Here is a 12462-nt window from a genome sequence, read left to right on the forward strand (position 1 = left end):
TTCCGTGTCGGCTTCCCCGGGCGCGGAGACAGGCATGGGATCAAAGCAACATTCGGAGCGTCGCGGATGAGGGCGCAACAGGGCTGGATCGGTGCGCAGATCGCACATCGCGGCGCGGTCAGGTTCGACGAGCGCAGATTGCTGGAGCTGCTCGCACGCGGCAGCCTGATGCTGGAATTCACCCTGATGCGCGGCGAGCAGTCACCCCTGCCGCTGATCCATCTGCATCAGCGCGAAGGCTGGCGGAATTTCCTCTCGCTCAATCTCGATGTCGACGGGCGCATCGTGCTGGCGCAGCGGCGCGGCGCGGCGGTCCATGCGATCTCGATCGACGCCACGCAAGAGCGGCTGACCGGTGGGCGAATGCGGCTCACATGGCGCTGGGACGGGCCGGGACGCGAAAGCCTGCTGACGCTGGAGGCGCTTGACCAGCGCACGATCCGGCAGCAGGCTGGCGTGGCGCCGCTGCCGCTGACGCGCGACGAGGCCTCCGCCCTGCTCGATCCGGCGGGGCCCGCGCGGATTGGGCCGCGCGTCGACTGGCTGGCGCTTGGCGATCATCTGCAACCGATGGGACCGGCGGGCTGTTTCGCCCCCGCGACGCCGATCCAGACGCCGGAGGGCGTGGTGCCGGCCGCGCGGCTGCGCGCAGGCGATCTGGTCGAGACCGTCGATGCCGGGCCGCAGCCGGTGCTCTGGTCGGGGCGGGTCAGCCTGCCTGCGATCGGGCACCTGCGTCCGGTGAAACTCTGTGCGCCGGTCTTCTCGGCGCGTCAGGATATCTGGGTCATGCCGCAGCACCGCGTGGCGCTCAGCGGGCCGTCGGTGGATTTCATCTTCGGCGAGGACGAGGTGCTGATCGAGGCGCGGTCGCTGGCCGATGGCTGCGCCGCGCTGCAGCCCGATTGCCCCGGCGTGCTGGAATGGCACGGGCTGCTCTTGGGCGGCCATCACCTGCTGATGGCGGATGGCTGCAAGCTGGAGAGCCTGCATATCGGGCGGCTCGCCCGGCAACCGCTTCTGGCGGCGACCACGGCCTTTGCGGGGCTTGTGCGCGAGGGCGGGGTGCCGCTCCATCGCAAGCCGGTGCGCAAGATCGTCTCGGGCTATGAGGCGAAGACGCTGGCCTCCGCCCGCCGTCAGGGGCTGCGCCCCTTCGTCGCTTAACCCATCAGCGCACGGCGCAGCAGGTTCAGCCCGGCCACGCCCAGCAGAATCAGTGTCCACCACCGGAAGCGCACGGGATCGAGCCGGTCCTGCGCCTTGAAGCCCAGCTTCATCCCCGCCAGCGCGGGCAGGATCATCAGAAGCGACAGCGGGATCGTCTGTGCGTTCAGCACGCCCGAGACCAGATGCGAGCCGGTGAGGATGATCGCCCCGGTCAGGAAGACGACGCCGAGGATGCGCACGGCCTCCCGTTTAGGTGCGTCGATCGAGATCAGGTAGATGATCAGCGGCGGTCCCCAGATCCCGGAAATCCCGCCATAGAGCCCCGCGACGATGCCCAGCCCCGTTTCGGTCACCGCCCGGTGGCGCGTGGGCATCGGGATCTGCCGCCCCGAGATCTGCCAGATCGAGAAGGCGACGATCGGCCCGCCCAAGAGCGCGTACATCACTGGCTGCGGGATCACGTCGACGAGGGTCGCGCTGATCGGGATGAAGACGATGATCATCGCGATGAACAGCCGGTAATTCTTGATCGAGCCCACCGCAGCGCCGACCCCTTGACGGAAGGCCTGCATCACGTTGGTCACCAGCGTCGGCAGGATCAGAAGCGCCAGCGCTTGATGCGGCGGCAGGAAGGACGCGAAGCTCGAGAGCATGATCATCGGCATCGCGAAACCGACCGCGCCTTTCACGAAACCTGCGAATAGAGTGACGCCAAGCGCCGCGAATATTTGCCAAACTTCCATCCCGAACATGCGCGTTCCCTTCTGTGTCCCGCGTCGCTTCTACCGGGTTACGCGGCGGGATACAGCCGTGAAGCGACGTGAAATCAGGCGCATACCCGACCACGCCGACAACCGCCGCGACATTATCCGTCGCAATTGTCGCTACTGGCGAATTTTTATTGCGCTGCGGTTGCGAAGTAACTAGACAGGCTGCAACTGCAGAATAAGGAGCCGACTCATGGCACATGACGGGGCCGATATGCCGACGACGATCATTCTGGACGACCTGATGGGCCTTGCTGAGGCGAGTCTGCCCGAACTGGAGGCGCTGGTCTCCGACGCGACCGCGAGCCTGCGCGCCGCAACCGAGAAAGACGGCCGCATTTCCGGCGCCGCCCTCGAGGCGAACCAATATCGCGCCCACGGTCTTGCCTGGCTGACCACCTATCAGCAGTCGCTCAAGCAACTGCACGGCTGGGCCGCACGTCTGGCCGAGGACGGCAAACTGGGCGAGATGGAGAAGCTGATCGTGCAGATCGGCTTCGGCGAATATCTCGCGCAGATCGCGGGCGGCATCCAGATGAACCAGGGCGAGATGGTGCGCCTGGCCGATATGGACGTCAGCTGGACCCCGTCCGAGGCTGCCGCGAAGCTGATCGCCGAGGGCAATTCCAACGCCGCTCGGATGCGTCTGGTCGAGCTGATGCGCGACGTTCAGGGCCGCTCGATCTTCGGGCAGTCGGGTCTCGACGAAGACCTCGAGATGATCCGCGAGCAGTTCTACCGCTATGCCGAGGACCGCGTGAAGCCGAATGCGCATGAATGGCACCTCAAGGACGAGCTGATCCCGATGGAGATCATCGAGGAACTGGCCGAACTGGGCGTCTTCGGCCTGACCATTCCGGAAGAATATGGCGGGCTGGGCCTGTCGAAAGCCTCTATGGTCGTCGTGACCGAGGAGCTTTCGCGCGGCTACATCGGCGTGGGCTCGCTCGGCACCCGGTCCGAGATCGCGGCCGAGCTGATCATCTGCGGCGGCACCGAAGAGCAGAAGCAGAAATGGCTTCCGGGCCTGTCGTCGGGCGAAATCCTGTCGACCGCCGTGTTCACCGAGCCGAATACCGGCTCGGATCTGGGCTCCTTGCGCACCCGCGCCGTCAAGGATGGCGACGACTGGCTCGTGACCGGCAACAAGACGTGGATCACCCATGCGCAGCGCACCCATGTGATGACGCTGCTGGCGCGCACCGATCCCGCGACCGACAATTACAAGGGTCTGTCGATGTTCCTGGCCGAGAAGACGCCGGGCACCGATGACAACCCCTTCCCCACCGAGGGCATGACCGGCGGCGAGATCGAAGTGCTCGGCTATCGTGGCATGAAGGAATACGAGCTCGGCTTCGACAATTTCCGCGTGAAGGGCGAGAACCTTCTGGGCGGCGAAGAGGGCAAGGGCTTCAAGCAGCTCATGGAGACGTTTGAATCCGCCCGCATCCAGACCGCCGCCCGCGCCGTGGGCGTCGCGCAATCGGCGCTGGAGATCGGGATGCAATACGCGATCGACCGCAAGCAATTCGGCAAGTCTCTGATCGAATTCCCGCGCGTGTCGTCGAAGCTCGCGATGATGGCAGTGGAGACGATGATCGCCCGCCAGCTGACCTATTTCTCGGCCTGGGAAAAGGATCACGGCCATCGCTGCGATCTGGAAGCCGGTATGGCGAAACTGCTGGGTGCGAGGGTGGCGTGGGCCGCTGCCGACAACGCGCTGCAGATCCATGGCGGCAACGGTTTCGCGCTGGAATACCAGATCAGCCGCATCCTCTGCGATGCGCGCATCCTGAACATCTTCGAAGGTGCCGCCGAGATTCAGGCACAGGTGATCGCGCGGCGTCTCCTCGGCTGAGCCAGAGAAACTCTATTCAACGGGGCGATGCGGGCGAACCTCGCATCGCCCCGTTCTGATTTGACACCCGCCCAACGCCCCCGCAAGCTGAACGACGAGGTTCAGCACAATGGAGGGCGCATGGCTCGCACAATTCTGGTCACAGGCATCACCGGCTTCATCGCCAAACGCATTGCCTATGACCTTCTGGCGCAGGGCGAGATCGTGCGCGGCACGCTGCGCAAGGCCAGCCGCGGCGAGGAGGTGAAAGCCGCCTTGAGTGACCTCGGCCCCGAAGCGCTGGAACGGCTGAGCTTCGTCCAAGCCGATCTGATGGCAGACAAGGGCTGGGATGCGGCGATGGCGGGGGTCGATGCCGTGATCCACACCGCCTCCCCCTTCCCGCTCGGCAAGCCCAAGAACGAGGCAGAGGTGATCCAGCCTGCGGTCGAGGGCACCAAGCGGGTGCTGGCTGCGGCACAGGCCGCCGGTGTGACCCGCGTGATCCAGACCTCCTCGATGGAAGCGGTGATGCATGGCGTGACCTCTGACCCGATCACGGAAGCCGACTGGTCGAACCCGCGCGCGCCGACTTGCAGCCCCTATACGCGCTCGAAGATTTTCGCCGAGGAAGCGGCGTGGGAATTCATCGAGGATCATCACGAGATGCGTCTGACGGTGATCAATCCGGGCCTCGTCTGCGGCACGCCGATGGATCGCCATACCGGCTCGTCGGTCGCGGTGATCGAACGGCTGATGGCGGGCAAGGATCCGATGGCGCCGGAGTTCGACATTCCGGTGGTCGATGTGGCCGATGTTTCCGCCTGCCATGTAGCGGCGCTCGACCGGTCCGAGAGCATCGGTCGCCGCTATATCTGCGCAGAAAGCTTCATGTCCTTCCTCGAGATGGCGAAGGTGCTGAAGGCCGAGTTCCCCGACCGCAAGATCCCGACGCGGAAAGCGCCGAACTGGATCGTCTCGATCCTCGCGCTGTTCGACGAGCAGATCGCGCTGATCAAGCCGATGCTCGGGATGAAGATGCGGCTTAGCCACGAGGCCGCGACCCGCGATCTTGGGGTGGAGTTCGTATCCGCCGCCGAGGCCGTACGCCGCACCGGACATTTCATCGTGCAGAAATAGCGTTGCGCTCGCCCGGTTTCGCGGCCAAATCTGGCGCGACAGACTGGAGGGGCGCAGATGATCCGCGACGCAAGACCACAAGACGCAGAGGCGATTACCGAGATTTACAATGACGCGGTGCGCAACACGACCGCGATCTGGAACGAGATCGAGGTCGGCCCCGAGAACCGCCGCGCCTATATCGCGGATCGGCAGGCGACGGGCTATCCGGTGCTGGTCTGGGAGGAAGACGGGCGCGCCGTGGGCTATGCGAGTTTCGGCCCTTTCCGCCCTCATGACGGCTATCACCTGAGCGTCGAGCATTCCGTCTATGTCCACCGCGACCACCGCGCGGGCGGCAAGGGCGCGAAGCTGATGGAAGCGCTGATCGCGCGCGCCAAGGAAGGCGGTTTCCACGTCATGGTCGGCGCGATCGACGCCGCGAATGAGGGCTCGATCCGGCTGCATGAGCGGCTGGGCTTCACGCAGGTCGGCTTGATGCCGCAGGTCGGCAAGAAGTTCGGGCGCTGGCTGGATCTGGCGCTGCTGACGCTGCTGCTGGACGATCGCGAGCGGCCTTGAGCTTGAGGTGAGGGCCGCGCCCGACCCTTGGGTGGGCGCTGTGCTCCGCCTGTGGCTTGGCGCTTTATCTCGCAAGCCCGCATGCCGGGTGTGCCCGCGATGACATCGCCGATGCGCCCTCCCGGGGGGAGGGTGGGGCGCGGCCCGGGGCTGGTCGCCCCGCGCCAGGCTTTATGAGCTACCGCGCACTGCGCCCCAGCAAATCCACGAACCGCTGCCGCGCCTCGGGCAAGGGCCTATCCCCCAGATCGGGCGCCATCCGTTCGCCAAGGAAGAACCCGGTCAGTCGCAGTCCCTGCACGATCTCGCCAAGGCTCGCAGGCCCCTGCCCCAACAGGCAGAGCGGCAGTGGCAACAGTCTCGGGGCCCATTCCCCGGCCCCTTGCCGGCTGACGGCACGGCCCGAGCGCGGGCTGACATAGGCCAGATCGTCGCGAGACCCGGTCACCGCGCAGCGCGACAGGTCGAGCCCGTAGCCCATCTCTTCCAGCAGCCCCAATTCCCAGCGCAGATAGGTCGGCACCCAGTCGCCGCCCTCGGCCATCGCGTCGAACAGCGCCTCGGAGGCCATGAACAACGCGTCATGCGCCTCGCGCTCGGGTAGCGTGAACCGCAGCAAAGCCGTCGCCGCGTTCAGCCCCGCCAGCGCCTGCCGGTCCGACAGGATCACCGCGCGGCTCTGCAAAGGCTCGATCGTATAGCTGCCAAGATGATCTTCCAGCCGCGCGCGCCACGTCGCCGTGACTCGGTTGCCCGGCTGCAAGATCCCCGTCATCTTCCGCGACGCCCCGCCGCGCACGACGCCCGCATGCCGACCATGCGCCGAGGTGAACAGCTCGACGATCATCGAGCTTTCGCCATGCGGTCGTGCCGAGAGGATCGTGCCGAGGTCTTGCCAGTCCATGCGAGGAACTATCCTTTCCGTGACGTTGCGGCGCAAGCGGCTTCGTGAATTGCGCAGACGTCGCGCGCCGCACTAGCTTCACACCCATGAAACGCGCCTCAATCCTTTTCGCCGCCCTGATCGCCCTCGTCGAATTGGCGGCGTTTGGCGCGAGCTTCGTCAACAACATGGCCGAACACCCCCACGCTGCCGTGCCGCTGGGCATCCTGTGGCTGATGTTTCGCTACTTCACGATCTGGACGAATACGCTGGTGGGCCTCGCCTTCGGCTGGATGGCATGGCGCAAACGGGCACTGGCGAAGCCGTTCCTCGCGGCGCTGGTGCTGTGGATCCTGATCGTCGGCGTGGTCTACCACCTGCTGCTGGCTGGCGACGCGCCGCTGCACGGGCTCGATTACGTCTCGAACCTGCTTTATCACACCGCCGCCCCGATCCTTGTGCCGGTCTGGTGGCTGGCCTTCGCGCCGAAAGGCGGGCTGACGAGCCATCACGCCGTAATCTGGCTGGTCTGGCCGCTCGTCTATCTGGTCTATGCGGTGATCCGGGGGCTGGAGACCGGGTTCTACCCGTATTTCTTCCTCAACCTCGACAAGCTCGGATGGGGCGGGCTGGGCCTGTGGTGCGTGAAGTTCCTCGTGGCCTTCTGGATCGGCGGGCTGGTGATCGTGACCTTGGGCCGCGGGCTCAACCGGCTCGGGATCAGCCGCTGAGGCCGTCCTCGTCGAGCATCGTGTGCCCGTCGCGGCTCTCGATTTCGATCACCCAGAGGTCCGGGTCGAAACTGCGTTGCTTGCGGATGCTGGCATCGACCTCAGCCTCGGGACCGTCATGCAACAGCATCCACGCGCTCTCTCCGGTCATCAGATCGGCACGCCGCTCGTAGCTTTGCGCGGTCCCGTCGAGCCGCGCGCATTTCACCAGCACGGCCCCCGAAGACGCCTGCCCATGCGCGGTGACGTAGGCGGGGATATTCGCCAGCTCCAGCCGCTTGAGATAGGCGCGGACCCAGAAATCCGTGGTCAGACGCCCCTCGCTCATCACTTCGAGTCCTTGAAATCGAGACCCATCTCGGAATAGCGCTCGGCCTCTTCCAGCCAGTTCGGGCGCACTTTCACCTGCAGGAAGAGATGCACGGGCCGGTCGAGAAACTCGATCAGTTCTTCGCGGGCGGCTTTCGAGATCGCCTTGATCGTCTCGCCGCCCTTGCCGAGGATGATCCCCTTGTGACCATCGCGCGCGACGTAGATCACCTGATCGATCCGCGCGGAGCCGTCCTTGCGCTCTTCCCAGCTCTCGGTCTCGACGGTGAGCTGGTAGGGCAGTTCTTCATGTAGGCGCAGGGTCAGCTTCTCGCGGGTGATCTCGGCGGCGATCATGCGCATCGGCAGGTCGGCGATCTGGTCTTCCGGGTAGAGCCACGGCCCCTCGGGCATCTCACCCGCAAGCCAGTCCTTGAGATCCTGCACGCCGTAGCCACGCTCGGCGGAGATCATGAAGGTCTTGGTGAACTGATACGCCTCATTGAGCTTCGCGGTCAGGCCCAGAAGCTCCTCGGACTTCACCTTGTCGATCTTGTTGATCGCAAGCGCCACCGGCTGCGTGCCTTCGCGACCGCGCAGGGCTTCAAGGATGCTTTCGACGCCGGGCGTGAGGCCGCGATGGGCTTCGACCAGCAGAACGATCATGTCGGCATCGGCCGCCCCGCCCCAAGCCGCGTTGACCATTGCGCGATCCAGACGACGGCGCGGGCGGAAGATGCCGGGCGTGTCGACAAAGACGATCTGGCTCTGGCCTTCCATCGCGACGCCACGGATGCGGGCGCGGGTGGTCTGCACCTTATGGGTGACGATCGAGACCTTCGCGCCAACCATCGCGTTGAGCAGCGTGGATTTGCCCGCATTGGGCTCTCCGATCAGGGCGACGAAACCGGCGCGTGTGGTCATGGGTGTTCCTTTTTGGCGATACGCGAAGCGATACGGGGCGCGGGGTAGCTTATAACGGCCCGCGTTGCCAGTCATCTTGTCATGTGGCTGAGGGTTGCGGCTGACCGCCGGGTGGGCGGGATACCTGTGTGGTCTGCGCTTGATCGGGCAAAATCCGCAAGAGTTGTCCGCGCGCGATGGTGTCGAAAGCGCCCGCCCGAGGGGGCGGTCGGGCGCTGCCCGGGGCTGGTCGCCCCACGCCAAGACCTTGGCTCAGCCCTCGGCGCCCTCTTCCAGACGTTTCAGCAGCGTCTTCGCCGCCGTCATCTCGCCCTGACGCTTCGATCCGGCCTTCGCGGTTTCGCGCGCGCCGTTTTCCAGACTCACCTCGATGGTGAAATTGGGGGCGTGATCGGGACCGTCGCGATGGATGATCTCGTAGCGCGGCGGCGGCAGGCCGCGGGCCTGCGCCCATTCCTGCAACGCGGTTTTCGGATCGCGCGCGTCTTCCTCGACGCTGTCGAGCCGGTCTTCCCAGAGCCGTAGGATCAGCACTTTCGCCGCGTCGAACCCGCCATCGAGATAAACCGCCGCGATCACCGCCTCCATCGCGTCGCCCAGCAGCGCCAGCTTGCGCCGCCCGCCGGTCATCATCTCGGACCGGCCGAGCTTCAGCACCGCACCGAGGTCGATCTTGCGGGCGATATCGGCGCAGGCTTCCTTGCGCACGAGTGCGTTGAAGCGCGGCGCCATCTGGCCCTCGGAAGCGGCACGATCGCCCAGGAACAGCGCCTCGGCCATCACGAGGCCCAAAACGCGGTCGCCCAGAAATTCCAGCCGCTGGTTGTCGGGCCGGGTCGGCGTGGAGATCGAGCTATGCGTAAGCGCGCGCGCGAGCAGCTCGGGCCGTTTGAACTTGTGCCCGAGGCGCTGCTCGAATGCCTTGATCTCCGCGCTTAGCTTCAATTGATCGCCTTGAAGAACCGATCCGGACGCCAGGTCCAGAAGTAGAACAGCGAGCGACCCGCCGAGGAGAACATCACCCGGTCGGCCCGGCCGATCAGGTTCTCTTTCGGGACGAAGCCGAGACCGCCCACCGATTGCGGGAAGCGGCTGTCCTCGGAGTTGTCGCGGTTGTCGCCCATGAAGAAATACATGCCCTCGGGCACGGTGTAGACGGGCGTGTTGTCCACGGGGCCGTCATTGTTGATCTGCAGAATGTCATGCGTGACGCCATTGGGCAGCGTCTCGGCATAGCGCTTCTTGATGCAGGTATCGCCCATGCCGACCGGCGAGTTCGAGCAGCGCGGCAGCAGCCCCTGCGGACCCTGCGGTTGCATGACTTCCTCGAAATCGGGCTCGGGCTTCATCTCGACGGCCTTGCCGTTGATCTGCAGCACGCCGTTGATCATCTGGATCTTGTCGCCCGGCAGGCCGATCAGACGCTTGATGAAATCGACGTTCTTGGTCGGGTGACGGAACACCACGACGTCGCCGCGCTCGGGGTCGCTGGCCAGCAGGCGCCCGTCGAAGGGGCAAGCCGAGAACGGGCAGGAATAGCGCGAATAGCCGTAGGCCATCTTGTTCACGAAGAGGAAGTCGCCGATCAGCAGCGTGTCCTTCATCGAGCCGGAGGGAATCCAGAAGGGCTGGAAGAACAGCGTGCGGAACACCCCCGCGATCACCAGTGCCCAGACAATCGTCTTGATCGTGTCGAGGATACCGCCCTCGGCCTTGTTCTTCGCCATTATCTCTTACCCTGCCTCAAAATTCCTTGGCCTCAATACGCGGCCTCGCGCCCGAGTCAAGAAAGCTTGCGGGCCTCGATCACGACGAAGGCCTGCGCCCAGGGGTGGTCATCGGTCAGCGTCACATGGATGACGGACTCGTAACCCTCTGGTGTCATTTCCTTAAGCCGGTCCGCCGCCCAGCCCGTGACCTGCATCACCGGCTGCCCCGTTGGCAGATTCGTGACCGCCATATCCTTCCATGCGATGCCCATGCGCAACCCGGTCCCAAGCGCTTTGGAACAGGCCTCTTTCGCCGCCCAGCGTTTGGCATAGGTGCCGGCCACATCCTTGCGGCGCTCGGCCTTGCGCTGCTCGGTCTCGGTGAAGACCCGATTGCGGAAGCGGTCGCCAAAGCGTTCGAGCGTGCGCTCGATCCGCTCGATATTCGCGAGATCGGTGCCGATACCGAGGATCATGGGGTGACCTCGGTGGTGATCGCGCCTGTCGCCTGATTGAGCGTCATGTGCAACTGATGCGACATTGCGTCACCCGTGCCGTCATAGGTGGAGACCGGCAGGGTGAGGCTCAACCCGGTCGCGGGATCGTAGCTGGCCGAGAGCGCCGCGAAATCGACCCCGCCGAAGCCGGTGTCCTTTGCAGCCGAGATCACCCGGCATTGCCGCCCGCCGACCTCGTCATAGGGGGGCGACAGGACGAGAATATGGAACGCCGCCGCAGCCGGCTCGATCGTATCCATCAGCGCCAGCCGCACCGCGCCCTTGGCGAAAGTCGCGGTATTCTCCGACCAAGGCTCGACGATATTGTCGGCGCGCGCAGCGAAATCGCAGGGCCCGACATACGCCGGACCTGCCTGCGCCGCGCAAGCCGCGCCAAGCAACGCACCGGTCAGCATGACGCCGCGCAGCTTCATCCCCGCGCCGCGTCCATCAGCTTGCGCATATGCACGATCGCGGGCCCGAGCCCCACGAAGATCGCCTCGGAGATCAGGAAATGGCCGATGTTCAACTCGCGGATCTGCTTCATCTCGGCGATCGGCTCGACCGTCTCATAGGTCAGACCGTGGCCCGCATGGACCTCCAGCCCGAGGCTGTCGGCATAGGCAGCGCCTGCTTTCAGCGCCTCCAGCTCGGCGTCGCGCGCGGCGAAATCGCCCGCGTAATGCATGTCGCAGAAATGGCCCGTATGCAGTTCGATCACCTGCGCGCCGATCTTGGCAGACGCCTCGATCTGTGCCGGGTCATGGCCGATGAACATCGACACGCGGATGCCCGCCTGGACGAGCGGCCCCACGTAATCGGTCAGCCGCGACAGATCGCCCGCGACGTCCAGACCGCCTTCGGTCGTCACCTCTTCGCGCTTTTCCGGCACGATGCAGCAGGCATGGGGCAGATGGCGCAGCGCGATCTCCTGCATCTCGGGCGTCGCGGCCATCTCGAAATTCAGCGGGATGTCGAGACCACTGCGCAGCGCGTCGATATCCGCGTCGCGGATATGGCGGCGATCTTCGCGCAGATGCGCGGTGATCCCGTCGGCGCCCGCCTGCTCGGCCAGACGCGCGGCGCGCAGCGGGTCAGGATAGGCCGAGCCGCGGGCATTCCGCACGGTGGCCACGTGATCGATATTCACACCAAGGCGCAAAGGTTTGGGCATCGGGCTCTCCGCAATAAGTCTCGCAGGAGTATGCCTGCGCGCGCAGGCGGGGAAAAGACCTGCGATTGTATCGGTTTCAGAACGGAACCGGCGCGGTGAAGGTCATATGCATCCCGCCATCGGGATGCCGAAAGCGCAGGGTCTCGGCATGGAGCATCAGGCGCTCGAACGCCTGCGCCGGGCCTTCGGCATACAGCGGATCGCCGAGGATCGGATGGCCCAGCTCCGCCATATGCACCCGCAGCTGGTGGCTGCGCCCCGTGATCGGCATCAGCCGCACCCGCGTCGTGCCGTCCTCATGGCGCATCACCCGCCAGTCGGTCTGGGCGGGGCGGCCGTTCTCGTGATCGACATGCTGGCGCGGGCGGTTCGGCCAGTCGACACACAGCGGCAGGTCGACCCGCCCTTCCTTCTCGGCCAGTTCGCCACAGAGCCGCGCCTGATAAGCTTTCTTCGTCTGGCGTTTCTCGAATTGCAGGCCAAGGTGGCGCTGCGCATGGGGCGTCAGCGCGAAGACCATCACGCCCGAGGTATCGGTATCGAGCCGGTGGACCAGCAGCACCTCGGGGTAAATCCCCCGCAGCCGCGCAATCAGACAATCCGCCTTGTCCGGGCCCTTGCCCGGCACCGAGAGCAGCCCCGCCTGTTTGTCGACCACGAGGATTTCGTGATCGGCATGAAGGATGCGCGGGGCGTCCTGTGGCGGGTCATAGACGTAACTCATGCGCTGCGAGATGCACTGCGCCGCCTGTCGGGTCAA

15 protein-coding genes are annotated in these 12462 nt (G+C 65.3%); 5 read left to right on the top strand and 10 right to left on the bottom strand.

Annotated features, from left to right (window positions below; translation table 11 throughout):
* The first annotated feature begins 66 nt into the window (after window positions 1-66).
* The gene (locus tag BMI88_RS13460; protein WP_168173984.1) at window positions 67-1167 is read left to right on the top strand and encodes a Hint domain-containing protein; all 1101 of its coding nucleotides are present in this window, start codon (window positions 67-69) and stop codon (window positions 1165-1167) included.
* Here BMI88_RS13460 and BMI88_RS13465 read toward each other — a convergent pair.
* The gene (locus BMI88_RS13465) at window positions 1164-1922 is read right to left on the bottom strand and encodes a sulfite exporter TauE/SafE family protein (RefSeq protein WP_078549416.1); all 759 of its coding nucleotides are present in this window, start codon (window positions 1920-1922) and stop codon (window positions 1164-1166) included. The two genes, BMI88_RS13460 and BMI88_RS13465, sit on opposite strands and share 4 nt — an antisense overlap.
* 208 nt (window positions 1923-2130) lie before the next feature.
* On the opposite strand from BMI88_RS13465, the gene BMI88_RS13470 reads away from it, so the two are divergent.
* The 3 genes from BMI88_RS13470 (at window position 2131) to BMI88_RS13480 (ending at window position 5475) form a co-directional block, all read left to right on the top strand.
* Window positions 2131-3795 carry an acyl-CoA dehydrogenase family protein gene (locus BMI88_RS13470; RefSeq protein WP_078549418.1) on the top strand — a complete coding sequence of 555 codons (1665 nt, stop codon included), beginning with the start codon at window positions 2131-2133 and terminating at the stop codon, window positions 3793-3795.
* Window positions 3796-3915: 120 nt separating this feature from the next.
* The gene (locus BMI88_RS13475) at window positions 3916-4914 is read left to right on the top strand and encodes an NAD-dependent epimerase/dehydratase family protein (RefSeq protein WP_168173985.1); all 999 of its coding nucleotides are present in this window, start codon (window positions 3916-3918) and stop codon (window positions 4912-4914) included.
* A gap of 57 nt (window positions 4915-4971) precedes the next feature.
* A complete protein-coding gene (locus tag BMI88_RS13480; RefSeq protein ID WP_078549422.1) occupies window positions 4972-5475 on the top strand; it encodes a GNAT family N-acetyltransferase in 504 nt (167 codons plus the stop codon).
* Between the two features lie 178 nt (window positions 5476-5653).
* Here BMI88_RS13480 and recO read toward each other — a convergent pair whose 3' ends face one another.
* On the bottom strand, window positions 5654-6379 hold the full coding sequence (gene recO, locus BMI88_RS13485) for a DNA repair protein RecO (protein ID WP_078549424.1): 726 nt from the start codon (window positions 6377-6379) through the stop codon (window positions 5654-5656).
* 86 nt (window positions 6380-6465) lie between these two features.
* Between recO and BMI88_RS13490 the strand changes: the two genes are divergently transcribed.
* On the top strand, window positions 6466-7089 hold the full coding sequence (locus BMI88_RS13490) for a Pr6Pr family membrane protein (protein ID WP_078549426.1): 624 nt from the start codon (window positions 6466-6468) through the stop codon (window positions 7087-7089).
* Here BMI88_RS13490 and BMI88_RS13495 read toward each other — a convergent pair.
* The 8 genes from BMI88_RS13495 to BMI88_RS13530 form a co-directional block, all read right to left on the bottom strand.
* Window positions 7079-7417: a DUF1491 family protein gene (locus BMI88_RS13495; protein WP_078549428.1), complete on the bottom strand. Its 339-nt coding sequence runs from the start codon at window positions 7415-7417 to the stop codon at window positions 7079-7081. The two genes, BMI88_RS13490 and BMI88_RS13495, sit on opposite strands and share 11 nt — an antisense overlap.
* Window positions 7417-8322, bottom strand: coding sequence for a GTPase Era (gene era / locus BMI88_RS13500; protein WP_078549431.1), 906 nt, complete (start codon window positions 8320-8322; stop codon window positions 7417-7419). The genes BMI88_RS13495 and era overlap by 1 nt, the downstream gene beginning before the upstream one ends.
* A 252-nt stretch (window positions 8323-8574) precedes the next feature.
* Window positions 8575-9267 (bottom strand): ribonuclease III, encoded by a 693-nt coding sequence (gene rnc / locus BMI88_RS13505; RefSeq protein WP_078549433.1) that lies wholly within the window; start codon window positions 9265-9267, stop codon window positions 8575-8577.
* Window positions 9264-10052 (bottom strand): signal peptidase I, encoded by a 789-nt coding sequence (gene lepB / locus BMI88_RS13510; protein ID WP_078549435.1) that lies wholly within the window; start codon window positions 10050-10052, stop codon window positions 9264-9266. Before lepB ends, rnc begins: the two co-directional genes overlap by 4 nt.
* A 53-nt stretch (window positions 10053-10105) precedes the next feature.
* Window positions 10106-10507: a holo-ACP synthase gene (gene acpS / locus BMI88_RS13515; protein ID WP_078521475.1), complete on the bottom strand. Its 402-nt coding sequence runs from the start codon at window positions 10505-10507 to the stop codon at window positions 10106-10108.
* On the bottom strand, window positions 10504-10962 hold the full coding sequence (locus tag BMI88_RS13520) for a hypothetical protein (RefSeq protein WP_246831882.1): 459 nt from the start codon (window positions 10960-10962) through the stop codon (window positions 10504-10506). Before BMI88_RS13520 ends, acpS begins: the two co-directional genes overlap by 4 nt.
* On the bottom strand, window positions 10959-11702 hold the full coding sequence (locus BMI88_RS13525) for a pyridoxine 5'-phosphate synthase (protein ID WP_078549437.1): 744 nt from the start codon (window positions 11700-11702) through the stop codon (window positions 10959-10961). Before BMI88_RS13525 ends, BMI88_RS13520 begins: the two co-directional genes overlap by 4 nt.
* Before the next feature lie 76 nt (window positions 11703-11778).
* The gene (locus BMI88_RS13530) at window positions 11779-12426 is read right to left on the bottom strand and encodes a pseudouridine synthase (protein WP_078549439.1); all 648 of its coding nucleotides are present in this window, start codon (window positions 12424-12426) and stop codon (window positions 11779-11781) included.
* Between the last annotated feature and the right edge of the window lie 36 nt (window positions 12427-12462).

Origin of the sequence: Thioclava sp. F36-6, assembly GCF_002020305.1 — a bacterium.
Classification (GTDB): Bacteria; Pseudomonadota; Alphaproteobacteria; order Rhodobacterales; family Rhodobacteraceae; genus Thioclava; species Thioclava sediminum.